Source organism: Dyadobacter sp. HNCC25DJ184, from assembly GCF_056895215.1.
This window is the reverse complement of record NZ_JBXHAQ010000005.1, coordinates 134,919-158,695: the sequence shown is the minus strand read 5'-3', so window position 1 is coordinate 158,695 and position 23,777 is coordinate 134,919. Positions and strand designations below refer to the sequence as shown.

At 43.3% G+C, this 23,777-nt stretch carries 22 protein-coding genes; 10 read left to right on the top strand and 12 right to left on the bottom strand.

Features of this window, described 5'->3' with window-relative positions:
* Nucleotides 1–6: 6 nt before the first annotated feature.
* A complete protein-coding gene (locus AC1XUD_RS09525) occupies nt 7–987 on the bottom strand; it encodes a 1-acyl-sn-glycerol-3-phosphate acyltransferase (protein WP_483360750.1) in 981 nt (326 codons plus the stop codon).
* A gap of 261 nt (nt 988–1,248) precedes the next feature.
* On the opposite strand from AC1XUD_RS09525, the gene AC1XUD_RS09520 reads away from it, so the two are divergent.
* Together AC1XUD_RS09520 and AC1XUD_RS09515 are read left to right on the top strand one after the other, a co-directional pair.
* Nucleotides 1,249–2,289, top strand: a complete 1,041-nt coding sequence (locus AC1XUD_RS09520) for a hypothetical protein (protein ID WP_483360749.1) — start codon at nt 1,249–1,251, stop codon at nt 2,287–2,289.
* A gap of 37 nt (nt 2,290–2,326) precedes the next feature.
* Nucleotides 2,327–3,175, top strand: coding sequence for a TIGR01459 family HAD-type hydrolase (locus AC1XUD_RS09515; RefSeq protein WP_483360748.1), 849 nt, complete (start codon nt 2,327–2,329; stop codon nt 3,173–3,175).
* Nucleotides 3,176–3,284: 109 nt separating this feature from the next.
* On the opposite strand, the gene AC1XUD_RS09510 is transcribed toward AC1XUD_RS09515, so the two are convergent.
* From AC1XUD_RS09510 to AC1XUD_RS09500, 3 genes are read right to left on the bottom strand one after another with little or no spacing between them, the layout of a single operon-like run.
* Nucleotides 3,285–3,752, bottom strand: coding sequence for an SgcJ/EcaC family oxidoreductase (locus AC1XUD_RS09510; protein WP_483360747.1), 468 nt, complete (start codon nt 3,750–3,752; stop codon nt 3,285–3,287).
* A gap of 33 nt (nt 3,753–3,785) precedes the next feature.
* Complete coding sequence (locus AC1XUD_RS09505) at nt 3,786–4,196, bottom strand: DUF1801 domain-containing protein (protein ID WP_483360746.1); 411 nt, start codon at nt 4,194–4,196, stop codon at nt 3,786–3,788.
* Between the two features lie 31 nt (nt 4,197–4,227).
* Nucleotides 4,228–5,217, bottom strand: a complete 990-nt coding sequence (locus AC1XUD_RS09500; RefSeq protein WP_483360745.1) for an N-acetylmuramoyl-L-alanine amidase family protein — start codon at nt 5,215–5,217, stop codon at nt 4,228–4,230.
* Nucleotides 5,218–5,378: 161 nt separating this feature from the next.
* Here AC1XUD_RS09500 and AC1XUD_RS09495 point away from each other — a divergent pair, with 161 nt between their 5' ends.
* Nucleotides 5,379–6,920, top strand: coding sequence for a YifB family Mg chelatase-like AAA ATPase (locus tag AC1XUD_RS09495; RefSeq protein ID WP_483360744.1), 1,542 nt, complete (start codon nt 5,379–5,381; stop codon nt 6,918–6,920).
* A gap of 67 nt (nt 6,921–6,987) precedes the next feature.
* On the opposite strand, the gene AC1XUD_RS09490 is transcribed toward AC1XUD_RS09495, so the two are convergent.
* From AC1XUD_RS09490 to AC1XUD_RS09480, 3 genes are all read right to left on the bottom strand, one after another.
* Nucleotides 6,988–7,767 carry a hypothetical protein gene (locus AC1XUD_RS09490; RefSeq protein WP_483360743.1) on the bottom strand — a complete coding sequence of 260 codons (780 nt, stop codon included), beginning with the start codon at nt 7,765–7,767 and terminating at the stop codon, nt 6,988–6,990.
* Between the two features lie 267 nt (nt 7,768–8,034).
* Nucleotides 8,035–8,856: an enoyl-ACP reductase FabI gene (locus tag AC1XUD_RS09485; protein WP_483360742.1), complete on the bottom strand. Its 822-nt coding sequence runs from the start codon at nt 8,854–8,856 to the stop codon at nt 8,035–8,037.
* A gap of 91 nt (nt 8,857–8,947) precedes the next feature.
* On the bottom strand, nt 8,948–9,967 hold the full coding sequence (locus tag AC1XUD_RS09480) for an alpha/beta hydrolase (RefSeq protein WP_483360741.1): 1,020 nt from the start codon (nt 9,965–9,967) through the stop codon (nt 8,948–8,950).
* A 256-nt stretch (nt 9,968–10,223) separates the two neighbouring features.
* Here AC1XUD_RS09480 and AC1XUD_RS09475 point away from each other — a divergent pair, with 256 nt between their 5' ends.
* From AC1XUD_RS09475 to AC1XUD_RS09450, 6 genes are all read left to right on the top strand, one after another.
* Nucleotides 10,224–10,910, top strand: a complete 687-nt coding sequence (locus AC1XUD_RS09475; protein WP_483360740.1) for a response regulator transcription factor — start codon at nt 10,224–10,226, stop codon at nt 10,908–10,910.
* 126 nt (nt 10,911–11,036) lie between these two features.
* Nucleotides 11,037–11,531 (top strand): YdeI/OmpD-associated family protein, encoded by a 495-nt coding sequence (locus AC1XUD_RS09470; protein WP_483360739.1) that lies wholly within the window; start codon nt 11,037–11,039, stop codon nt 11,529–11,531.
* Between the two features lie 258 nt (nt 11,532–11,789).
* On the top strand, nt 11,790–12,764 hold the full coding sequence (hemB, locus tag AC1XUD_RS09465) for a porphobilinogen synthase (protein ID WP_483360738.1): 975 nt from the start codon (nt 11,790–11,792) through the stop codon (nt 12,762–12,764).
* 142 nt (nt 12,765–12,906) lie between these two features.
* Nucleotides 12,907–16,194 carry a S41 family peptidase gene (locus tag AC1XUD_RS09460; protein ID WP_483360737.1) on the top strand — a complete coding sequence of 1,096 codons (3,288 nt, stop codon included), beginning with the start codon at nt 12,907–12,909 and terminating at the stop codon, nt 16,192–16,194.
* Nucleotides 16,195–16,239: 45 nt separating this feature from the next.
* A complete protein-coding gene (locus tag AC1XUD_RS09455) occupies nt 16,240–17,037 on the top strand; it encodes a class I SAM-dependent methyltransferase (RefSeq protein ID WP_483360736.1) in 798 nt (265 codons plus the stop codon).
* A 61-nt stretch (nt 17,038–17,098) separates the two neighbouring features.
* Entirely contained in the window at nt 17,099–18,628 is a 1,530-nt protein-coding gene (locus AC1XUD_RS09450) for a M28 family peptidase (RefSeq protein WP_483360735.1), read from the top strand.
* A gap of 61 nt (nt 18,629–18,689) precedes the next feature.
* Here AC1XUD_RS09450 and AC1XUD_RS09445 read toward each other — a convergent pair whose 3' ends face one another.
* The 5 genes from AC1XUD_RS09445 to AC1XUD_RS09425 all read right to left on the bottom strand — a co-directional run bounded on the left by AC1XUD_RS09445 (nt 18,690) and on the right by AC1XUD_RS09425 (nt 22,779).
* A complete protein-coding gene (locus tag AC1XUD_RS09445) occupies nt 18,690–19,487 on the bottom strand; it encodes a class I SAM-dependent methyltransferase (RefSeq protein WP_483360734.1) in 798 nt (265 codons plus the stop codon).
* Between the two features lie 99 nt (nt 19,488–19,586).
* The gene (locus AC1XUD_RS09440; protein ID WP_483360733.1) at nt 19,587–21,299 is read right to left on the bottom strand and encodes a hypothetical protein; all 1,713 of its coding nucleotides are present in this window, start codon (nt 21,297–21,299) and stop codon (nt 19,587–19,589) included.
* 215 nt (nt 21,300–21,514) lie between these two features.
* Nucleotides 21,515–21,817, bottom strand: a complete 303-nt coding sequence (locus AC1XUD_RS09435; RefSeq protein WP_483360732.1) for a hypothetical protein — start codon at nt 21,815–21,817, stop codon at nt 21,515–21,517.
* Between the two features lie 292 nt (nt 21,818–22,109).
* Nucleotides 22,110–22,247 carry a hypothetical protein gene (locus tag AC1XUD_RS09430; protein ID WP_483360731.1) on the bottom strand — a complete coding sequence of 46 codons (138 nt, stop codon included), beginning with the start codon at nt 22,245–22,247 and terminating at the stop codon, nt 22,110–22,112.
* A 142-nt stretch (nt 22,248–22,389) separates the two neighbouring features.
* Nucleotides 22,390–22,779, bottom strand: a complete 390-nt coding sequence (locus tag AC1XUD_RS09425; protein WP_483360730.1) for a hypothetical protein — start codon at nt 22,777–22,779, stop codon at nt 22,390–22,392.
* A 183-nt stretch (nt 22,780–22,962) separates the two neighbouring features.
* On the opposite strand from AC1XUD_RS09425, the gene AC1XUD_RS09420 reads away from it, so the two are divergent.
* A complete protein-coding gene (locus AC1XUD_RS09420; RefSeq protein WP_483360729.1) occupies nt 22,963–23,763 on the top strand; it encodes a hypothetical protein in 801 nt (266 codons plus the stop codon).
* The last annotated feature ends 14 nt before the right edge of the window (nt 23,764–23,777 follow it).

The window sequence follows — 23,777 nt, the reverse complement described above, 5'->3', positions numbered from 1 at the left end:
GACAGCTCACCTGTAATTCCCTCCAAACCAGGCCAAAGCAGGAAGTGCAACAAAAGTGGCAAGGCCTACCTGCCAACACACTGTAAATGTGAGAATTAAAGCAATCAGTGAGACAAATAACGGATATATATAGACCAGTAACCCAAAAAGAGCTGAATCGTAGAAAACGGTTCTTGCAGTCACTTTTGCAATTTTGTTCTTTAAAAATGAATATAGTGGCCAGTGAATCAATCGCCCGAACCAGCCGAGACCTCTGGCCAGGAAATTTGACCCACCCCAATCGGCTTGCCCTCCGAAGAAATTGTCCAGAATTTTTTGCCTTTCGTTGGCAGGGGTATCTGCAGGAATATGAAGAATCTCCTGTTTCATGCGTGAATCCAGAAGGTCATTAAACTCGCGAAGCCATTTTTCATAATCCTCCGGATCCGTATTGATTTCAGAATGGTGAATTCCTTTCCCAAACCTCAGCATAACACGCTTGCCGGGACCACGAAAATTTTCATAGTTCATACCCGTTGGAATTACCTGCATATCGGATAGCGCTCCCGCTCCGAACCATATCTGATGTGCCATTCTTGCCGTACCTTTCCCAAGTGGCCTCAGGTTCCATTCCTGAACACATATACCTTCCGAAAAGACAACCACTGAGCCGCCTTTCAACAGAGCATCGTGGCTTTCTTGCGCGGTAACATCATGATTTTTAACATATTGTCGCCCCTCTGAGCCCCTGAACACAGGTATGAGATTGATTTGTCGAAGCCAGAAAGCAACAGCCGGCTTTTTGAAAACGTCCCCACGAGTAAGTGTATGAATTGGTTTTTTGAGAATAGACCCGATAACCAACGCGTCGAAAAAGGACCCCGCATGATTGGAAGCGATCAGAAGCGGCGACTTTTCGGGCAATCCTTTGAAATTTATGACAATAAGCCTTTTTAGATAAATAGGCAGGGCCAGCCGGATCAAAAAACGTGAAAATGCGTAGAACAAAATGTCGGGTATAATTTTTACGTAAAATTAAATTAAAAGTTGAAAATATATTCAATTTTCAAACCCCGCTGATTAGGAATCGGGAAGCATGCAACAAGTAGTTTAACGCAACTGTATGTCTTCCGTTTATAGAAATAGCGTTACATTTATTATACAACAAAGTCTGATTCGACCTAGGTTAAATTTATCTGCTTACCTTTATGGTTCAAACACGGCAGGAGCCCGCCTAAGGTTCGTCAGACAATTCTTTGCAGTTTTCTAATGCGTATAAAAGATTATCCAGCAATTATCAGGAAGGCCTGGGAAGCCTTTGACGACTCTATTAAGGTAAAATCTGTTGAGGATATCAGTGCTCGGGTATCCACGAACCACGTCTTTCGGGTTACGCTGGATAACGACGATCAGGTGGTTGCAAAACTCTCATATTTCGGTAAGTATGAGCACTTTAAGGAAGACCACCGAATTATCCATGCGGTATCCAATAACCTGCTTTATCCTTTTGAAAATGTTTTGGCAAAATCCCTTGTCAAGAATAACCAGGTTTTTACCTATCGGTATCAGGAGGATTTTATAGATACATGGGTCGTTTTTTATAATCCGATCAGGGCCATGAACAGGATGCCTCGCCGGCTGGACGAACACCATATTCGTGGATTTGGCCAGCAAATGGCCAAGTTTCATCAGGCGTGCTTCAGAGTTGGGAAGTCGGTACCGAAATCGTCTAAAAACCTGCGAACCGATATTCAGCATTTGCTTGACATTCTGGAAACTGATACCGGACAGTTTGAGCACCGAGGCAAAATCAATATCCTGAAAAAGCAATGTGATATTTTCATGAAGAATATCCAGCGGCTCAATGTCAGTTCTTTTGATTTGATGCCGGTGTTTGTAGACTGGAATATTGGAAATTTCTCAGTTACGGACGACATGAAACTTTATTCCAGATGGGATTATGACTGGTTCAGGGTTTCAACACGGATAATGGATTTCTATTTTTTTAGCCGTGTCGTTTCAAATGTTGGAGACAGGACAGTTTTTAGCTACCTGATGAGCACACTTACGGAGGATCGTTTTATGATATTTTTGCAGGAATATCACAAAGTATATCCACTAACGGAACGTGAAGTACTCTTCATTAAAGAGGCATACCGCTTCTTTATATTAAATTATGTGATCAAATACGGCAAATATTTTTTCCATCGCACCTATTCAGCAAAGCTTCAAAAAGAGGCATATGAGATCTACTTCCCATCAATAGACGGATTCGACGCCTCAAAAATTTTAAGGGCTTTGAACCTATAATATCCCAAATAATACGAACTACCAATTCTCACCAATTATGATTCTCGATAATTTCAAGTCAGTTCTTTCTAAATACGACGTCATATTCTTCGATGCCTTTGGGGTTCTAAAAACCTACAACGGGTTGATTCCGGGTATTGATAAAACATTTGCTTACTTGAGAGAAACGGGAAAGGACTTTTATGTGGTGACCAACGATGCGTCTCGCGGCCCGGAGCAACTTTCGCAATCTTATGTAAAACTGGGAATTGACGACGTAACACCTGATCGTATCATCTCCTCCGGTATGCTCGCGAGGGAATATCTGGATCTGAAAGTCAGGGAAGGACTTGTGGCTTACGTTGGCACCGAAAACTCTGCAAAATATATCGAGACGCCCGATATTCACACGGTATCTATCCGTGACCTCGATCTGGACGATTCAAAAGATATTCAGGCGCTTGTTTTCCTGGATGATGAAGGATTTGACTGGAATACTGATCTCACGAAAACTTTAAATTTACTGCGTAGACGTAATATTCCCGTTATCGTAGCGAATACTGATAAAACCTATCCAGCTTCCAAAAGCAGGCTTTCGATTGCAGTTGGTGCTTTGGCCAAAATGGTGGAAGATACCATCGGCAGACAATTTATCCGGTTCGGAAAGCCTGATCCTCAAATGTTTATATTTGCATATCAACATATCCGCGACTACCCGAATGTCAGCAAAAGAAACATTTTGATGGTGGGTGATACGCTGCATACGGATATCCTCGGCGGTAATAAATTCGGGCTTGATACTGCTTTGGTACTGACAGGAAACACGCAGGCAGAAGATGCCGAAGTGCGCATTCGTGCTGCTGGTATTATTCCGACCTATATTTCAGTATCGGCTGTTGTGGAGTAAATCGGTACTGCATTAATATGATATTGCCACAAAGACTCCAAGGCACAAAATCAATACTTTAGTCCTGGTTTCTTTGTGACTTAGTGGCAAAATAATGCATAAATTTCTGTCATGGACCAGGCTTTGGAGCCATATTCCTTATGGCAGAAATTTTCCATTTTTTATCCTTTCTGACTACCAAGAATGTGCTCCACATTTTCCGGATTTCTCCAGCTGGGCTTCCAGCCGGGCTTTTAATTTCATATCGTGCATCGGCAATAACTACGTCTTTGCTCAATGCACGCATCTTTTCCACCATAATTGTTCGTGCTCCCTCATTTGTTTTCGAACTTTGTATCATTCCTTTTACAGCTGTGCCAACTCCCAAGCGCCATTCGCCGGAAGATACCAGCTGGTCGATATCGTCTGTTAATATGCTCTTCAACAACAGCGTATCCTGTTTTTCTCTTGCCAGACTATATTGGTTGATCACTGCGGCTACGTCCTTTTCGTAGCCTTTCTGATTCGCTTGTCCAAAGCTAAAATGTGCCGACAATATGAATAACAACCTCAGAATTCCTGTGCATTTTATCCTCATATAATTATTTTAGCTTCTGATTGTTGATAACTTTTACTTGTCCACCAAACTTATCCACTGTTGGATAACCGCTCGTAGTCCCGCTTCTTTGGATTTCATGTCTTCCATATCTGATATCGTAACCATCCGCCGTCCGTCTTGATAACTGCCTTCCAAAATCCCCATCGTATCGTTGATTACCGCACCAGTTGGGAAAATGAGTAAAATTTTGTTATTCCGAAGATTCATCACCACAATATCCCGCTTATATTCCTTTGGATCAAAGGGTTTCATTTCTCCTGTATAATAAAAAGCAGGTGAATTCCATTTGATCTGCTCACCAATTTCGTGGTCGGAGGTTAGGATAACCTGCCGGACAATTTCCACCAAATCACCAAATGGCTTTTCAAGTTTTTGGATCAGTTCGGTTACCTTTTCAGTATCATTTAGTTTTGCCTTTGCCATTTTTGCCGATAAATTTCAGAAATTAAGTACCTCACTTCACTATTACATAATATTCTCTCCTCCGCTGTGCCTCCTGCCCCGCTTCCACCGGTTTACCAAACGATTTCAAAATTTCGGATCTGTATTCGTGACATTGAGCGGCCACATAAGAATCGGGAAAAGAACGCGCCGAGCGGGTGAGTAAATCATATGCCTGATGAAGTGCCGCCGTATCTCTTTTTGATACTAATTTCTTGCCTTCCAGAAAGTCCTGATGCCATTTTTTTGCCACAGGCGTCATCCTTTCTGCTTCCTGAAATACTTTAAAGGGTGGGATCACTGGCAAGATTGAGTTCTTTGCTGCTATTTTTCCAACCGGTTTTTTAAAAAATTCTTCAATCGCCATTGTGTATGCTTTGGCTTCGTCCACATTGTGCTCCTCTATCTTTAATTTTTGCTCTTCTTCTAAATTTGTAAAAAAAGACGCTTCGGCCAGAATCGCCGGAATTCCATAAGTATTCCTCAACACAGACGCCCCCGATTCCGCAAAAACAGTGTAATCCGAAACCAGACTTATATTGGTTTTTGACTTATACATCAGTTTTTGCAAATAATTCGCCAGCAGCTTGCCCATATCAACACTCGCTACATTTTCTGATGCATTGCCATGAAAGTATATAATCGGAAAATTGACCGAGGAATCTGCCGTTGCATTATGATGTATGGAAACAAACAAATCAGACTTGTTATCCACTGCAATTTTGGCCCGATCAAGAAGCGGAACAAATTTGTCTTCCGTTCTCGTCATCACCACTTTGACACCTTTTTCTTCCAGCATTCCTTTCAATAATAGTCCGACACGCAGATTGATCCATTCCTCTCTTTCACCAGCCTTCCCAACCCGATAATGATCTGTTGCAGCTGTACCTCCATGCCCCGGATCTATGCATATCACTTTGTTTGTCAGTACATTATCTAAATTTCTGGAAAATGTAATGGTATTTAAAAGCAGTAAAAAAATCAGTGAGAATAATTTAAGCATGACGGTATTGGCTGAAATAGTATGGAGTAAGTAATCCTAAAATACAGGTATCCAACGGCATTTACTCAGAAGAATATCCTTTTGTTTAATTTCCTGCTATTTTTGACAAATATTCATGAAATAAGAAAATAACTGAATTCGGATTTCACATCTTCATCAACATGCTAGCTAAGACCTTTGGAAGTGCCGTTTACGGCGTGAATGCCTCAATGATTACCGTTGAAGTAACTGTTACGCAGGGACTTGGATTTTTTATGGTGGGGCTGGCTGATAGTGCAGTGCGGGAAAGTCAGCAAAGAGTGGAAGCCTCGCTTAAATATTTTAACTACAAAATGCCCCGCCAGAAAATGGTGGTGAACCTGGCTCCGGCTGATATCCGAAAAGAGGGTTCGGCATATGACTTGCCCATCGCGCTTTGCATATTGGAGTCTTCCGATCAATTGTCTTCGCAAAAAAATCTTTCCGACTACATCATTCTCGGCGAATTGTCGCTGGACGGTACCCTTCGCCCGATCAAAGGTGTGTTACCTATTGCAATTGAAGCCCGAAAAAAAGGTTTTAAGGGCTTTGTACTCCCTGCCGAAAACGCACAGGAAGCGGCAATAGTTAACAATATTGATATAATTCCGGTAGAAACGCTGGCGGATGCGATTGGTTTTTTCGAGGGTAAGAACGAAATCCAGCCGGTGGTAATAGATACCCGGGATATTTTCTTTTCATCTCAAAACGTCTACGAAGCTGATTTTGAGCATGTTCAAGGTCAGGAAAATATAAAACGAGCGCTTGAAATTGCAGCCGCCGGTGGCCATAATGCCATCATGATCGGCCCCCCGGGTGCAGGAAAGACCATGCTGGCGAAAAGGATTCCCGGCATACTTCCTCCTTTGAGTTTACCCGAAGCACTGGAAACCACCAAGATCCATTCGGTAGCCGGGAAGCTCGGTGCAAGAGCAAATCTGGTATCTCACCGACCCTTCCGAGCACCGCACCATTCGATCAGCGACGCGGCATTGGTCGGTGGCGGAAGTTTTCCGCAGCCCGGTGAGATATCCCTTGCACACAATGGCGTGTTGTTTTTAGATGAACTTCCGGAGTTTAAACGAACTGTTCTGGAGGTGATGCGGCAACCGCTGGAAGAGCGGAAGGTTAGTATATCGAGAGCACGAATGGCCGTGGAATTTCCGGCTAATTTTATGCTGATTGCAAGTATGAATCCTTGTCCGTGCGGATATTATAATCACCCCGAAAAAGAATGTGTCTGCGGCCCCGGGGTAGTTCAAAAATACCTTAACAAAATCAGCGGTCCTCTGCTGGATCGCATCGATCTGCATGTTGAAGTCACGCCGGTTTCTTTTGATCAGATATCATCCACCCGAAAATCCGAGAGCAGCGCAGCCATTCGCGAGCGGGTAATCGCGGCGCGTTTAAAGCAAACCGAACGGTTTACAGACAAAAAAGAGATATACTCCAACGCTATGATGCCGCCAGAGCTTGTGAAAGAGATTTGCGTGATCAACGAAGCCGGAAAAGCCCTGCTCCGGAAAGCCATGGATCGACTTGGGCTATCGGCACGAGCATATGACCGTATCTTAAAAGTCTCAAGAACCATCGCCGATCTGGCTGACAGCGAGGATATTAAAATCGAACACCTTGCGGAAGCGATACAATACCGGAGTTTGGATCGGGAGAGTTGGGCGGGGTGAAACCCTTCTTTCGTCAAGCAAAATGGCCCGAAAGCCGGGCCACTGAGTTGCTATTTTGATGGCTCTCCTACATCTCCTCCACAGTAACCCCACCCAATTCCTGAAACAACGTCTGCCAGTAATGCGTCACGTGCGGGTTGTTTTCTTTGGTTGAAGCTGTTGGTTCGAAAGGTGATACTATTGTTACCTGTGGTGAACCGATTGCGTATTGCTGTAATTTCTTCATGTCTATTTTGGCGTCTGCCTCAGCCTGCTCGTCGCTTATAGGCGGGTTGGTATGGAAGTCGCGGCGATCAGCCCCTTTTACGCTTTCGATCATATCACTGAAATAATAAACCTTTACTTGCGATCCTGCTTCGCCAGCTTTCGCGATCACCGGTAAACTTGCCCATATATCCGTCGACAAGTTAGATGCGCCCGTATTTTGCTGATTCAGTTTAAGCATTGCCTGTCTCAAAAAAATACTTTTTTCCTTTTGAAGAGAAAGATCATATGCTGTTTCAATTCCCTCACGATCTGTGGCATTTGTACCTTCCAGATTATCTTTTTCACTTCTTACGGTCAGGGAAAGTGCCTTTGCCTTCGAGGTATTTTCATGGATAAAATATACTTCGAGCTTATCGCCTTTGTTCTTCATATTGTTCTGGATAATATCAGTCAACGCCTGACGATATTTGTCAGCAACATATGCTTTGTTGACATTAACGCTTTGCGTTTTGTCCAGAAATATCAGCGTGGTTACGGGCGCGTCAGGCACGGCTTGCGTCTCTTTCTCGCCTCCGCAGGCAAACAAGAATGCTGATAATATGATAAATGAATAAAAGCCAGTTCTTATCCGAGATTTCATGTGTTTCTATAATATTTTTATGATCCTCTGGAATTTGCCCAAAACAACTTTCGATTTTTATCGATGATTCCTAATGGCTCATTCCATGCTTCCTGGGTTTGTGCTTCCCGGGATTTTACAAATTTTTCTACGAAACTAGTATGTTCATAAATACCATACCACGCCAAACGAACGATTATCCCAAATAATTTTATTCACAAAGAAAAATCCCTCTAAATCACAATGACTTAAAGGGATTGTATCAATATACGATAACGTCGACAGCGCTTATTGATTTTGCTGTTGAATCATTTGAACGAGCTCTTCGGAGATACCAGTCGACGAATATCCGCCGTCGTGATATAGATTTTGCATGGTTACATATCTTGTTAAATCAGAGAAAAGTGAAATTGCGTAGTTCGCGCAATCTTCTGCCGTAGCATTTCCCAGAGGACTCATCTTTTGAGCAAAGTCATAGAATGCGTCGAATCCGTCGATTCCAGAACCTGCTTTTGTTTTAGTCGGAGATTGTGAGATCGTATTAACACGCACGTTTTTCAATTTACCATAACGATATCCGTAGCTACGGGCGATGCTTTCCAACATTGCTTTTGCTTCAGCCATATCTCCGTAGAAAGAATAAGTTCTTTGTGCCGCGATATATGAAAGTGCAACTACTGAAGCCCATTCGCTCAAAGCATCCTGTTTCTCAGCTACTTGCAAAAATTTATGTAACGAAATCGCTGAGATATCGAGTCCTTTTTGCATCCAGTCATAATTCAGATCGCCATATTCCTTGCTCTTGCGAACGTTAAGGGACATACCGATTGAGTGCAACACGAAATCAATTTTGCCACCAAGAATCTCGGTCGACTGAGAAAAAAGTTTTTCTATATCTTCAACGGAAGTTGCATCTGCCGGGATGATCTGCGCATCACATTGTTTCGCCAAATCATTAATAGCGCCCATTCTCATCGCAATTGGTGCGTTGGTGAGCGTAAAGATTGCGCCTTCCTCTTTTGCTTTTAAAGCTATTTTCCATGCGATGGAGTTTTCGTCCAAAGCACCCGATATGATTCCTCTTTTTCCTTTTAATAAACCGTAAGCCATGGTTTTTATAATTGGTTAATTTCGATATTGTCTTTTCAAGGCGGCAAAGTAAAGCATTTTTAATCTCTTATTCTACGCTTTTCTGCTCAAATCAAAGCGATGTGGGCTCAGGGCCAACCGGTTGAAGTTTAAGTTTTTCTTTAAAAAAAACATCTGTCGCCTGATATACTCCTTTTACGTCCCGAGATCTTAACCAGGAAGCAATCACGTGGTCGCCAGCGTTGGGAAATGCCTTTTCTGTTTTCAATTGCGGGGGAGTGCCCAGTAACGGAAACATTTCCTGCATTGCCGCCACTGACACTGTCTGATCCTGTTCTTTTTCGTTTTTATAATAGTAACCCAGGAACACCGGCATTTTGACTCTGCTATATACCTCCGGCCGCGCAACTGCGTTGATCGTCTGCTGTAAAACGATCAATCCCTTGCTGCTATAACTCTGCAGCCAGTAATTGGCGACAATCGGGTCGGCGTCCACAGGAGTGCGGCGTTCGCCCAGAATACCTTTCAATATTTCTTTACCCCAAGGACCGGTAATGAGGTTCATGGCGGGTGTCGCTACTTTCATACAAGGTGAATAAAGTACAATTCCCTTGATTTCCGGATGAACCGATGCAAGATATACGGTCAGTAATCCACCGGCGGAAGTACCCATCACTATTACCGAATCCCCGATCGCCTCACCTATAGCCAGCGCTTTGCTCGCGCCTTCCATGAAGCTCTCTGGCGTAAGGTTTTCAAAAGCATTAGGATCGCTGATTCCGGCGTCCTGAAGCCTCGCGATGTACAAATTGGCTCCATATCGTTTGGCAATATCGCGGTGAATAGGATCACCCTCGGCTCCACTTGCCCCAAACCCGTGGATATACACGATACTGTATGGCGTTTTATTCTTTTTTAGGCTGTCAGCCCATACAATTCTGGCTTCGTTATCTTTTTTCAGCCCTTTTGTTGACAGTTCGGTCTGTTGGATTTCTTTTTCAAGAAGAGGCAGATTCTGAGTAACTTCCGGTAACGCGGGATCAAATATTGCCTCAGGAACACGCGGGCCAGCCAAATAGGTAACTACCAATACCGCGAAGAAAACCAGTAACCATAACACGATTTTTAACATAATTTAAGAGCCTTAAAAATTTTCGATGTTGAAAGTTGAGTAGTTTTAAGCTTTGAATATACCTTTTCTAATTGTCTTGTTGCCTTTCATTCTTACTGTCAGAAACAATTGTAAGCCACTTTTACGAAATTCTACTTGAAAATTAATCGTATAGGCTACTAATGTAAATCAAAGTAGGCAAGGAAAAAGCATATTGCAACTAACTCTTTGGATATAGCGTCATAGACCATAGATCAACCGGTACAACCTAACGCCAATGGCCAATTTACTGCTCGTCGAAGATGATAACAACCTCGGCACGCTTCTTCAGGAATATTTAACCGATAAAGGATACCCGACCGACCTCGCCACCGATGGAGTGAAAGGATGGCAGAGCTTTGTCGACAATACATACGACTTGTGCATTTTCGACGTCATGATGCCCCGTAAAGACGGCTTTTCACTGGCAAAGGAAGTACGAATGAGCGGGCGCGATGTTCCGATTATCTTCTTGACAGCCAAGTCGATGAAGGAAGATACCATGCAGGGTTTTCGCGTCGGAGCAGACGATTATGTTACCAAGCCTTTTGATCGGGAAGAATTGCTATTGCGAATCGAAGCCATATTGCGCAGATACAGGAAGCAGCCGGAAAATACCGAAGAGTCCAAAATATTTCAGATCGGTAAACTGACTTTTGATTACGCGCACCAGCAACTCAACAACGACGGAAAATCAGCGCGATTGACGAGCAAAGAGTCGGAATTGCTTCTATTATTTTGCCAGAATATCAACCAGCCTATTAGTCGCAGCTTTGCACTAAAAACCATCTGGGGCGACGACTCATACTTCAATGCAAGAAGTATGGATGTCTATATTACCAAACTCCGAAAATTCCTGCGGGAGGATCCTTCTATTCAAATCATGAACTTGCATGGAGAGGGTTTTAAATTAATGGTAGGATAAATTGGCGATCGACGTTCAGCTGTCGGTTCAGATCCAGCACATTATCGGACTAGTTCTTTCAGGCAAACGCTTCGGTAATTTGACCAATGAATGACCATTTCCTGACCATTCATGACTATATAAGCAATGGAGATTGTTTTCGACACTGAAATTCACAAGCTTGAACATTTGTCGGGCTATTATTTAGCCATTCCGGCCTATGTTGTTGCTCAATTAGGCGGGCTGAAAATCCGGTTGATATGCACCGCCAATGATACACTTTCGTGGCAATGCGGTATGGTTGCGCATGGCAATGGCAGCGGCTATATATCCATCGCCTCACCCAAGTTGAAAAAGCTCAAACTTAAAGAAGGAGATACGGTCCAGGTATCTCTAAAACCCGATACCAGTGAGTTTGGGGTAGAAATGCCCGGCGAATTCGCCGAAGTTTTGCAACAGGATGAAGAAGGAAACAGAAGATTTCAAAATCTGGCGCCCGGAAAGCAAAGGTATATCCTGATCTACATCAATAATTTAAAAAGCACTCAACTCAGGATTGAACGCTCCGTCCGGATCATTGAAAACATCAAGAAATTGAAAGAAGGTAAAGAGAAATTCGGGGATTTTATGAATGTGAAGTGAACAGGAGCTGTTGGCATTTAGGTGTTAGTGATGGCTCATTTTATCATTGCTGCCAAAACCTAATACCCCAGTAACCATATCAATATCGTGATTTAGAATAAAATAAAAAGCCTCCGCGCGCTCTGCGCAACCCTCCGCGTACTCCGCGTTTAAACGTGCCCCAGAAAATAAACGCTTGTTTTGAAAACATTTCTGATCTTGCTTTGTTGTTCTAAAAGTATTATTCCGGCCATGTGCCAATAGTTAATTTTGTTCCAAATGCTACGCAGACCACGACGCAATAGAAAATCTTCCGCGATACGCGACCTTGTTCAGGAAACGACTCTTCAGGTATCCGACTTCATATTCCCCATGTTTGTCCAGGAAGGGATCTCTCAAAAGGTAGAAATCAAGTCGATGCCGGGGATATACCGATATTCCATCGATACATTATTAGAAGAATTGAAAGAAGTTACTGATCTGGGAATCAGGGCTATTGATCTTTTCCCAAATTATCCAGAAGCAAAAAAGGACAAGACGGCAACAGAAAGCTATAAGGAAGATACATTTTATCTGAAGGCAATCTCGGCCGTAAAAAATCAATATCCGGAGCTGGTGATTATGACCGACGTAGCAATGGATCCTTATAGTTCAGACGGACACGACGGACTGGTCGAAAACGGGAAGATTCTCAATGATGCAACTCTTGAAATTTTAGGTAAAATGGCTGTCGCACAGGCAAAAGCTGGTGCGGATATTCTAGGACCTAGTGATATGATGGACGGGCGTATCGGATATATCCGCAACCTGCTGGACGACAACCATTTGGAAGACGTAAGTATCATGTCATATACCGCCAAATATGCCAGCGCATTTTATGGGCCGTTCCGCGACGCACTAGAATCCGCTCCCAAATTTGGCGACAAGAAAACCTACCAAATGAATACTGCCAACAGTCGCGAAGCATTGATTGAAGGGATGCTGGATTTTGAAGAAGGTGCTGATATGCTGATGGTTAAACCCGCTCTTTCTTATCTGGATATCATCAAATTACTGAACGACAATTTCGATATACCTATCGCCGCATATAACGTTTCCGGAGAATATGCAATGGTAAAAGCCGCCGAACAAAACGGCTGGGTAGATGGCCAGCGAGCGATGATGGAGATCCTGTTGAGTATCCGCCGCGCCGGTGCGAAATGTATATTGACCTATTTTGCCAAAGAAGCTGCAGTAATTCTCAACGGTAAATAATTGATATCGCTTATAACCGTCATTATTTTCTATTTTTGAACTCCGGTGCGTATATATCACGACGCCGGAGTTTTTTCTTTTAAAAATGGGTAAAAATCATTGCCGTTCCTGTTCGCACTAAACCTATTGGCTCGATCATTTTATGAAAAACCTGCTATCCGCACTCCTGCTTACCAGTTTAATTCAAGCTCCGACCTTTGCACAGGAAACCCGTCTGCTGCGCTTTCCTGCCATGCATGGCAGTCAGGTTGTTTTTTCATATGCCGGCGACTTATATAGCGTCGGTAAGGAAGGCGGAACTGCCAGGAAAATTACCAGCCATCCAGGATATGAAACCTTCCCAAAGTTTAGCCATGATGGGAAACAAATTGCTTTTACAGGCCAATATGACGGAAATACCGAAGTTTTTCTGATGCCTGCAACCGGCGGAGAACCAAAGCGCATTTCTTATACCGCAACCTTGGGAAGAGATGATGTGGCAGACCGGATGGGTCCGAATAACGTCGTGATGGGTTGGAGCAACGACGACAAAAATGTGATATACCGCGGTAGGGCAAAGTCATTCAATCCGTTTAAAGGAAAACTATATCTGGCACCAGTATCGGGAGATTTGCCTCAGGAATTGCCGTTTAGCGTTGCTGGGTGGCTTAGCTATAATGAAGACGGTTCTAAAATCGCGATGAACCGCGTTTTCCGTGAATTCAGAACCTGGAAATATTACAAAGGTGGAATGGCAGACGACGTTTGGATCTATGATACCAAAACCGGCGCAAGCGAAAACGTGACCAACAATCCGGCGCAGGATATTTTCCCGATGTATTACAAAACAAAGGTTTATTTCCTGAGCGACCGAGACCGGACGATGAATCTTTTTGAATATGACACACAGTCTAAACAAACGAAGAAACTAACTGATTTTAAGGAATTTGACTGTAAGTTTCCATCTTTGGGAACTGACGCAATTGTTTTTGAAAATGGCGGATATATCTACTTATTTAACATTGCAACCGGAAAAGCAGACAAGCTGAATATCAATATCTCCGAGGATTTTTCTTCAGGTCGTGATAAACTGATCGATGCCTCCAAATTCATTGACAGTTATGCCATTGCTCCCGATGGAAAAAGGGCTGCCTTTGGCGCTCGTGGTGATGTTTTCACTGTTCCCGGCAATAGCGGCGTAACGCGGAATCTTACACAAAGCAGCGGTGTTCACGACCGGAATGTGGAGTGGAGCCCCGATGGCAAATGGATTAGCTTCGTTTCTGACCGGACTGGCGAGGATGAGCTATATGTCCAAAAACAAGACGGGTCTGAACCTGCAAAACAATTGACAAAAGGTGGGGGCAGTTATAAATTCAATCCGGTTTGGAGTCCGGACAGCAAATATCTTTTGCTGGGTGACAGAAACCAGGATTTATTTTACGTAGATGTTGTGAACGGGAGCAAAACGATGATCGTTCACAACGATTTCCGGGAAATAGACGACTATGTATTCGCACCTGACAGCAAATGGATCGCATATACCGAGCCCGGGAAAGCCCGTCAGTTTGATATCATCAGGCTATTTAATATTGATAATAAAAAGTCTGTAGCAGTTACCGATAACTGGTATAACAGCGCACAACCGGCATTTAGTCCGGACGGAAAATTGCTCTATTTCGTTTCCTCCCGCGATTTTAACCCAACCTATTCCAATACGGAATGGAACCACGCATATGTGGATATGGACAAGATTTATGTGGTAAGGCTATCGAAAGATGCCAAATCATCTTTCCAGATAGAAAATGATGAAGTTGCGATAAAATCAGATACCACCTCGACTACCAAAAAACCGGCATCTGACGCAAAAAAGAAAGACGCAAAACCAGAACCAGCTAAAGAACCAGATAGCAAGCTGGTCAAAGTGGACGAGGAAGGCCTCGCCGACCGTATCGAAAGTCTGCCCGTACCGGCTGGCTTTTACAACCGCCTCGTACCTTCACAAGAGGGTATATACTATACTTCGGGTTCCGCGAATAAGAAAAGAGCTTTCCGTTTTTACAGCCTGGAAGATAAAAAAGAAAGCGAAGTCGGTGACTTTGACGGATATGTTGTGAGTAGCGACGGGAAAAAGATCTTGTTCAAAAAAATGGCCGATTGGTATATTGAAAACCTGTATAGCGGTCAGATTGAACCGAAAAACAAATTAAATCTTGATGGGTTGAGGGTCAAAACCGACCTCAGAGCAGAGTGGAAGCAGGTATTTGATGAAAGTTGGAGGCAGATGCGGGATTACTTTTACGATCCGAATATGCATGGTGTAGATTGGAAAGCGATGCATGACAAATATGCTGTATTGCTTCCATACGTAAACCATCGCAACGATTTGACTTACCTGATCGGAGAAATGATCGGCGAACTTAATATTGGCCACGCATATACCAACCCGGGAGACCGCCCTGAAATTGAGCGCGTTAAGATGGGTCTGTTGGGTGCTACTTTCAGCCGCGATAAGAGTGGATATTACCGAATCGATAAAATCCTGTCAGGCCAAAGCTGGAACAAATCGCTGGTTTCGCCTTTGCGTACACCTGGAGCGGATGTCAAAGTCGGTGATTTTATTATCAAAATCGGCGGTAACGATGTCAAGAATTTCACCAACTTATATGAAGGTTTAATTGGCAAAGCAGATCAGATTGTTGAGCTGACTGTTAACAGCACTGCTTCCGAAAAAGGAGCGAAGAAGATATATGTAAAACCGATTGCTGACGAAGCGGAGCTATATTACCACGAATGGGTACAGGACAATATTGCCCGTGTAAGCAAAGCGTCGGGAGGGAAAATTGGTTACGTTCACATTCCGGATATGGGGCCGGTAGGTTTAAATCAGTTTGCCAGATATTTCTATCCGCAACTGGACAAGGAAGCATTGATCATCGATGACCGTGGAAACGGTGGTGGCAATGTTTCTCCAATGATCATTGAACGTTTGCGCCGCGTGCCTGGCCTTGGGACAATGATGCGAAACAGCAAATCATCGTCCATCAAACCCGATGCGCAAGTTGGTCCAAAAGTGTGTTTGGTTGACCAATATTCGGCGTCGGATGGTGACCTTTTCCCATACCAGTTCAAATTTTATGGTATCGGCCCTTTAATCGGGCAACGTACCTGGGGCGGGGTTGTCGGGATCCGTGGCTCGTTGCCATTCATTGATGGAAGCGACTTGCGAAAACCAGAATTTGCCCATTTCGCTGCCGATGGCTCAAAGTTCATTATTGAAGGTGAAGGCGTTAGTCCCGATATTGAAGTTGTGAACGACCCGCATCAGGAATACCTTGGAAACGATACCCAATTGGATCGTGCCATTGACGAGCTCAAAAAGAAACTTACTGAGCCCGGACCGAAAGGCGTGCCTGCCATCCCCCCCTTTCCAAATAAATCGGGCAAGTAATTATCCATTTTGAATTAATAAACCCTTTTTTAAAAAGTAAAGCATATGTCAACGGCATCAGAAAAGGCAAAAATGCCAAAGGGAACGCATTCGGTATTGGCCAGACGGTCCGTGCATAATGCAAACAGAAACCTGTTGGAGATTGTGAAAGCTGGCGATTCTGTATTGGATATGGGTTGCGGGTCTGGTGCTATCACGCATGGTATCGCCGATCTGGTTGGCAAAACTGGGTCGGTTAAGGGTATTGATCCGAGCGAACATTTAATCAAATTGGCCACTGAAACCTATTCGAATATCCCGAATCTAAGCTTTGAACTGGCAGATATCAATACTTACACGACGACCAAACCTTTCGATGTGGCGTCTGCGGCTCGTGTGCTTCAATGGCTCGCTAATCCTGAAGAAGTTTTAGGAAAAATGTATAATCTGTTGAGAGACGATGGCACATTGACTGTTCTGGATTACAATCATACCAAAATCGAATGGACACCCGAGGTGCCCCAGAGTATGCAGATTTTTTATAATGCTTTTTTAAAGTGGCGTCAAGATTCGGGTATGGACAATGCCATTGCCGATCACATTCCCGCAATGTTTGAAAGGCTGGGATTGAAGAATATCACCGTTGAAGATCTGTCAGAACGCAGCCAAAAAGGCGCAACCGAATTCATCGAAGAAATCAGTATCTGGAAGAAAGTTGCGGAAACCAGAGGCAAACAGCTGGTGGACGACGGATATATCGACGAAGCCGGGCGTTTGAAAGCGATTGAAGAATATGACGAGTGGATGCAGCATAAGGCATTGTCTATGAAAATGCACCTGAGTGCTGTTTCTGGTCACAAATAACATTGAAAGCTTATTGACCCTATAATGATTCACTCTTATAACCTGCTGATATAAAAGAAGTATGAAAAATAATTTACTACTCACCTCCATTGTGGCTGCGGGAATGGCACTGCATTTTCCCGCCGATGCCCAAAAAAAGAAAGCTCCCTTTCCGGAATTTACGATTCAAAAATCCGAGACAGAAGCCCATATGCGATTTCTTGCTGCGGATGAATTAGCCGGTCGCCGGACAGGTGATCCGGGAAATGCGGTCGCCGCCAGGTATATCGCCGAGCAATTCCGAAAACTGGGAATAAAACCGTTGAACAGCACCGCATCCGTTAATAATGGCTATTTTCAAGCCGTACCTCTGGAAAAAATGGGGGCAACTGTCTCGGGAGAAATCAAAGCGGATGCGGAGACTATGACGCTCGGGAGAGACTGGTTATTGATGAATGGAGGCCCGACTGATATTCACGCCGAAATAGTGTATGCTGGTTTTGGTCTGGAAAATGCCGACAAAAATTGGGATGATTATAAAGGATTGGATGTCAAAGGGAAAATTGTTTTGGTTCAAAGCGGAACGCCAGATGTACAAACCCCAAGAGAAATCATCAATACTTCCACAGAAAAAAGGAAAATTGCCCAAAGCAAAGGTGCTGTTGCAGTGATAGAACTTTTTAGCGCACCTATACCGTGGAATATTGTAACCAAGAATTTTCTTGGCGAAAAAACAGCGCTGGCTACCGAATCTGCCGAAAAATCCACCCTTCCACATGCATGGGTGAATGGAAAAGAAGCAAATCTGACCAGAGCACTTCGTGGCGCCAAAGAGGTTCAGTTTACCACGAGCGGACGGCCAGCGTATATCATTTCGAGCAGTAATGTAGTCGGTCTTGTCGAGGGATCTGATCCAAAGTTGAAAGATCAGTATATACTGCTGACCGCCCATTTTGACCATGTAGGCGTAGGTAAGCAGGGTGGGCAAGCATATACCCCGGAAGATTCTATATTCAACGGAGCCCGCGACAATGCCATGGGCATCGTGGCCTTGCTCGCTGCGGCAGAATCATTTTCGAAAGTACCGCCAAAGCGATCCGTATTGATCGTTGCTTTAACCGGCGAAGAAATGGGTCTGTTAGGAAGTCAGTATTATGCGGCGCACCCGATGCTCCCTCTAAACAAATGCATTTTTAATATCAATTCGGACGGCGCGGGATACAACGATACGACCATCGTTTCCGTGATGGGATTGGAAAGGACCGGCGCGAGACTGGAAATTGAAACCGCTGCCAAAGCATTTGGATTAGGCATATTTGCAGATCCTTCACCGGAACAGGGTTTGTTTGACAGATCGGATAATGTAAGTTTTGCGAAGAAAGGTATTCCGGCTCCAACATTTACTCCCGGCTTTAAGGAATTCAGCGGTGATATCATGAAATATTACCACCAGGCTTCCGACAATCCGGAGACGATTGACTTTAACTATCTCTTGAAATTCTCGCAGGCATATACCTACGCAGCACGCCTTATTGCCAATATGGCAACTTCACCAAAATGGTCAGCAGGAGACAAATATGAAGACGCCGCAAAGGCATTATACGGGAATTGATGTGATTGATTATCAGTCAGATACTAAAGATCAAAATAGTATCTGGCTGACTTTTTTGATTTTATTCAACCTGCATTACCGTTATGCTGGTCCCTCCGATATGCCGGATGTTTTTGAACCTGTTGTCGGAGGTATATAGCTTGTTCATCGCAGAAAGAACACCGTCCCAGTTGGTATAGTCATGCCACAGAATGATGCCGCCAGGCCTCATGATGGACAATACTTTTTCGCTGTCGTTCAATACATAGTCATATGCATGAGAGCCGTCGATGAAGGCAAAATCTACAGAATTTTTATAAGGAGAGAAATCAAAATTGGCGGAGTCGCCAAATACTTGTTTGATTTTTCTTTTTAATGGATGATTGATAAAACGCTCTCCGGAAACCTGCTTATCAACATACATTACCTCTTCCGCCTCTATTTCCATTTGCGTCGAACTCAGCTGATTAGCAGGCAAATCCAGCGTAATTATTTCCGTATTATCGCCACTATTCATGGCCATATTCAGAGTCGTTCTTCCTTGAAAAGTTCCTATTTCAAAAATCCTTTTCGGATTCCATTTCTTCACCAGATTGCTGATTACTTTCAACTCAAATTCCGTTGTGTGCCCAAATCCACATTCGTAAACTCCCTCATATTCAGCAAGATTAAGATCCAGCAATTCGAATATATCTGTTTTTGGAATGATATATGGATCTTCGGGAATGACTACCGCGTCGGTTTGGCCCTTATGGTTATGATTATATAAAGCGAGCAGTTTTTCGCGGCTATCAGATGAAAGCAAGCCTAATGTCATTGTATGAGTAATTCTCTTCAAAACTCCCAGATAAAGCAAAAAATCATTGTTGGAATTACTCATAACGTAGTTTGTTTGACGGATTAAATTTTCACAATATATAAATAAATAATTGCCATATAAGTCGCAAACTCCTAGTTATCAAGGGGTGACAAACTCAAATTATTCTGCCAGAATATCAACAGATTGTTTGAAAGGTGTAAATCCCGTCATGAAAACAGTCGGTGCGTCGACCGCTGGCAATGCACCGCGCAACGCAATATTTTTATGCAAAGCCTGCCCCGGACCAAATGATATGCTATCTTTTCCAAAACTATATTTACCCATTCCCGACGGCAAAAGCCATTGATTATCGTTGGTTCCCGCCTTTATCGGACCAGAAAATTGCCCGCCACTCCGGAAGAAAAACTCCAGGGCCACCGGCACTCCCTCTGTTCCTTCCATCGAGATACTGATATTTAGCCCTTTTGGTCTTTCCTCAATGATGATTTGTGCAGTAAGGATTTGAACCTCACTTTGCGGCCGTTTATCTCTCGGCATTTTATTCCAATCTCCATCCGGAACAATCAAATTCTTAGCAATTGGTTGATAATAAGGCCCTTCCAACTTCTGGATCAAAATCCACTGATTTCCCTTTTGTTCAACCTTTTCAGTCACAAACTGACCTTTACCAAAAAATGAGGAAGCCAGCCGGATGCCCTGCAGCACGGCATTTCCGTTCATGAAAGTGCACCAAACCGGATTCATAGCAATAATTGTGCTATCCCAATTGTTTCTGCGGATCCGAACCAGACCCGAGTTCGGAAAAGACTTCACGTAATTTTCAGGAGGACTCGAAGCTGGCGGAAGTTCCTTCCATAATTCAGGACTGTTCAGCAAGTAATCTAGATATCCGGCTAGTTTATCAAAAGCAGTCGTTTCGATCAGCTTGCACATTCCACTGTACTCGGCACTTTTATCCATTATCGCGAGATATCGATATGAGAAATAGTATCCCTCCATCGTTCCGACTAACGCTTTATCCTGTCTGCCAGATGCATCAGTGACCACCTCTCCATTGGGATGAACATAATATTCCGTCATGCTCAGATTTTTGCGAACGATCGCCAACAATTCGGGTTTCTTAAAATCGCGTGCAATGGTGATTAACAGCCGGTCGGTCAAAGGCGAGTATATGAGCGTGCTTTTCTCATTATATTGCCCATCGCTGTCGACATCTATATGCTCGCCTAACCACTGTTCCGCTCTCTTTTTATATCGCTCATCCGGCCAAAGTGCATACAACCTTGCCAATGCGGCGGAGACTACCCATCTGTGATTTGGAGTATGAATGCCCCCGGCAATCAACGCCTCGCCGCCTTTCAATAAAAATTGTTTAAGCGGAGTCAGGACAATATCCACGTTTTCCACTTTTGATTTGACCAGAAGTTCATACGCGTTGGCCAGCCGTTTCACAATAAATCCGGTATCAGGAGTAGAATGGAAGTTGGTCGACAGTAAATCGATCGTACCATCACTGTGCTGAATACGAGTGAGATATGAGGCAGCCGCGCCCATGGCCGACAAGACTTTCGAGGTATCATATTCACCGGAAGGATTTCCAAAAACAGCGCACGAACCATACTGGATCAAAGCCGCGGTGCTGTGCGGATTCAGGATATCTGTGCCGTCTTTTATGCCTCCATAATTTTTGTCGGAAGGATCTGAAACCTGCAGTGCCATCAGGGAAATAACGGCCTCGTCAGCTTTTTTTATTAAAGGTTTTAACCATGCGGGAGGTGATGGATTGTCGTTCAGACCAGCAATAGCATCAAATGAGCTTACCGAAACAATGGAAACAAGACTGCCAATTTTTACAAAATCCCTCCTATTCATGATAACCGTTTGAGTTTCTTTACAAAAGCCCCTTGCCTGTTTATTCTAATACAGAATTTAACCGATACAGGTATTTGAAAATGGTGTAAAACAGCCGATAACAGAATTCTCGAAATTTTAAAATCACAAAAATAAAGTCGGAACTGAAAAATAACTTTTTCAATTCCGACTCATATACAACACTTTACACACAGAGTGTCCCTCGTTCAACTTCACTATTCGCCTTCGCCAATAGGCTCGGTGCTTGTTCCAAAAAAGCCGCGATTTTGGGCAAAGTATATATTTAACGGTTTCTCATTTCTCAAAATATCAAGCACGCTTTGGAACATAGAGGTTGGAAGGTGCATTCGAATAATATCACTCAGCATGGAATCTGCTTCGAAAGCCATACCCGGATCGTTGAAACGCAGCCAGGCGACCACTGTATTACCATTCATCAATTGAATCTGAGATCTGTTGGTTTGGTATCCGTCTGGTCCGCCATAAACGAGGATACTGTAACTTGTTACATTTGCCATAACGATGTTTTTTAATACTGATTAGATAAATTGTTCACAATCATACTTGGTCGGTATGGCAATCAAGAAATTATATTTTTCCAACAAATACGCATTGGCCTAACTGTACCTCTTCTTGAATTTGTCTTTCCCTTGAAATATGTTTTAGTAAATTTAAACGCTCAATACTTCAAATTTTAGCGTTAAAAGACGCCTTTTTAAAAACACGTATAATAGCTTTACAACAAGTATATATACTCTATAAATTATATTTTAGCAAGATTAAGGATATAACTGGTTACTAAAATATCCCTCAGTTTTCATCTTCGGAAGTTTGCTCAATTTTAAAGAATGTATCATCAGGCATCTTGGTTTCCTGGTTTAATACATTTGCAAAACCCAACATGTAAGCAAGTGCTATCCGCCTGACCCATTTGATGAGTACTGGCATTATGGTTTGTATATTCATTTTCCTGAAATCAATAGATAAAACATGCCCATATCTCATTTCGCGGGAAATGAAAAAGGGAATTAAGAGCAGACAAGTGCTCCGGATTTCTGAAAAAATTCAGATATAGCAGAAGAAATTCTGCTCAGGAAAGGAAATCAGAGAAGCTTTCTGAAAAGTTGCGAGGCTTGATTTGAGTTAAATGCGCGATACCTACTGTAATAACACGCTCACTTAATGACATCTGAGATTTAATACAAACGATCGCTTGGTCAGTATGATGATCTGAAAGTAGAGATATCCAGGCCGCATTGTTCTGCTTTTCCCAATTATGATAAACGCTACTCCTCGTTTCAACGTACGCAAACTCAATTTTGGGCCTGTCAAAACTACGGATGCCGATATCGACGGCCTCAATCGGAGCAATGTAACTTTCGCGATTTCCTTCAATAAATGAAGCTCCGATCGACAGAAACAGCAATAGCAACCAATTGTATATTGGAAGTTTGAATCTGTCAGTCTGGAGTCTAGTCATTTGATTAGGAAGTTGTTCTCCGTCATTTGGGGAAAAGCACTTACAATTTTAGTCGTAAATCTTAATAATACCTAATGGTCAGATGGTTATAGCTTTATCTTCTTCAATCCTTGATATACAATTATGCTTGGTATGGTATTTTAACATTTTAGTAGGTGATCAATTACCTTAAAAATTACGAACATGAAGGATTCAAAAGCTGGCCGATATGTAACCGCGGCCATTATATTGGGAGGAATTGTCGGAACTTACCTTTTCAGTAGCCGGCCAAAAAACGGAATTCAGACCGATTTGGGAAGTAAAAGACAACGAAAAGTCGACCGAAATCTGGTCACTCCGGCAAACGAAACATTTGGCATCGTTTGGGGTGTGATATATGCCGGCACAATTGCGCTTGCCGTCCATCAGGCACTGCCCTCGCAATTGGATAATCCGCGATATCGCAAAGCTCAGCCCTGGCTCAGATTAAACTATATCCTGACGGCTATATTCGGATATTTCTTCGCATCGTCTGATAAGAAAAGTAGAATCGGAGCTGCAATCACAACCATCAGTATGCTTCCCGCGGCGATTGGTTTGCACAAAGCACTGGAAATTGGAAGTACTGAAGTTGAAGGTGCGGAAAATATAATCCAAAAATCAGTTAGTCTGTATACGGGCTGGTTAACCGCCGCGAGTGCGATAAGCGCAACGACGCTGGTGCAGGAAGCTGGGTACGCCACAAAAGGAGAAAAAGCAAAAAACTGGACCTTGGGTGCATTACCAGTAACGACTGGGATTAGCTTATGGGTATCAAACAAACTAAACGACCCTTACTATCTGCTTACCATTATTGCAGCACTAACAGGTATTGCGATCAAACAAAAAGATAATAACAAAGAAATCAGCATGTTGGCTAGTACTCTTGGAACTGCACTGCTGGGAGTTGTAACTACCAAGTTAAAGGATTCGTTACCGATAGGTCAGCTTGCTGCTATCATATGATTGAGAATACAGCA

Coding starts and splice junctions, on each gene's coding strand:
- AC1XUD_RS09450 (WP_483360735.1), top strand. CDS start 17,099: ATGAAAAATAATTTACTACTCACCTCCATTGTGGCTGCGGGAATGGCA.
- hemB (WP_483360738.1), top strand. CDS start 11,790: ATGCTACGCAGACCACGACGCAATAGAAAATCTTCCGCGATACGCGAC.
- AC1XUD_RS09520 (WP_483360749.1), top strand. CDS start 1,249: ATGCGTATAAAAGATTATCCAGCAATTATCAGGAAGGCCTGGGAAGCC.
- AC1XUD_RS09510 (WP_483360747.1), bottom strand. CDS start 3,752: ATGAGGATAAAATGCACAGGAATTCTGAGGTTGTTATTCATATTGTCG.
- AC1XUD_RS09470 (WP_483360739.1), top strand. CDS start 11,037: ATGGAGATTGTTTTCGACACTGAAATTCACAAGCTTGAACATTTGTCG.
- AC1XUD_RS09435 (WP_483360732.1), bottom strand. CDS start 21,817: ATGGCAAATGTAACAAGTTACAGTATCCTCGTTTATGGCGGACCAGAC.
- AC1XUD_RS09445 (WP_483360734.1), bottom strand. CDS start 19,487: ATGAGTAATTCCAACAATGATTTTTTGCTTTATCTGGGAGTTTTGAAG.
- AC1XUD_RS09460 (WP_483360737.1), top strand. CDS start 12,907: ATGAAAAACCTGCTATCCGCACTCCTGCTTACCAGTTTAATTCAAGCT.
- AC1XUD_RS09455 (WP_483360736.1), top strand. CDS start 16,240: ATGTCAACGGCATCAGAAAAGGCAAAAATGCCAAAGGGAACGCATTCG.
- AC1XUD_RS09500 (WP_483360745.1), bottom strand. CDS start 5,217: ATGCTTAAATTATTCTCACTGATTTTTTTACTGCTTTTAAATACCATT.
- AC1XUD_RS09430 (WP_483360731.1), bottom strand. CDS start 22,247: ATGCCAGTACTCATCAAATGGGTCAGGCGGATAGCACTTGCTTACATG.
- AC1XUD_RS09490 (WP_483360743.1), bottom strand. CDS start 7,767: ATGAAATCTCGGATAAGAACTGGCTTTTATTCATTTATCATATTATCA.
- AC1XUD_RS09475 (WP_483360740.1), top strand. CDS start 10,224: ATGGCCAATTTACTGCTCGTCGAAGATGATAACAACCTCGGCACGCTT.
- AC1XUD_RS09480 (WP_483360741.1), bottom strand. CDS start 9,967: ATGTTAAAAATCGTGTTATGGTTACTGGTTTTCTTCGCGGTATTGGTA.
- AC1XUD_RS09505 (WP_483360746.1), bottom strand. CDS start 4,196: ATGGCAAAGGCAAAACTAAATGATACTGAAAAGGTAACCGAACTGATC.
- AC1XUD_RS09440 (WP_483360733.1), bottom strand. CDS start 21,299: ATGAATAGGAGGGATTTTGTAAAAATTGGCAGTCTTGTTTCCATTGTT.
- AC1XUD_RS09515 (WP_483360748.1), top strand. CDS start 2,327: ATGATTCTCGATAATTTCAAGTCAGTTCTTTCTAAATACGACGTCATA.
- AC1XUD_RS09485 (WP_483360742.1), bottom strand. CDS start 8,856: ATGGCTTACGGTTTATTAAAAGGAAAAAGAGGAATCATATCGGGTGCT.
- AC1XUD_RS09425 (WP_483360730.1), bottom strand. CDS start 22,779: ATGACTAGACTCCAGACTGACAGATTCAAACTTCCAATATACAATTGG.
- AC1XUD_RS09420 (WP_483360729.1), top strand. CDS start 22,963: ATGAAGGATTCAAAAGCTGGCCGATATGTAACCGCGGCCATTATATTG.
- AC1XUD_RS09495 (WP_483360744.1), top strand. CDS start 5,379: ATGCTAGCTAAGACCTTTGGAAGTGCCGTTTACGGCGTGAATGCCTCA.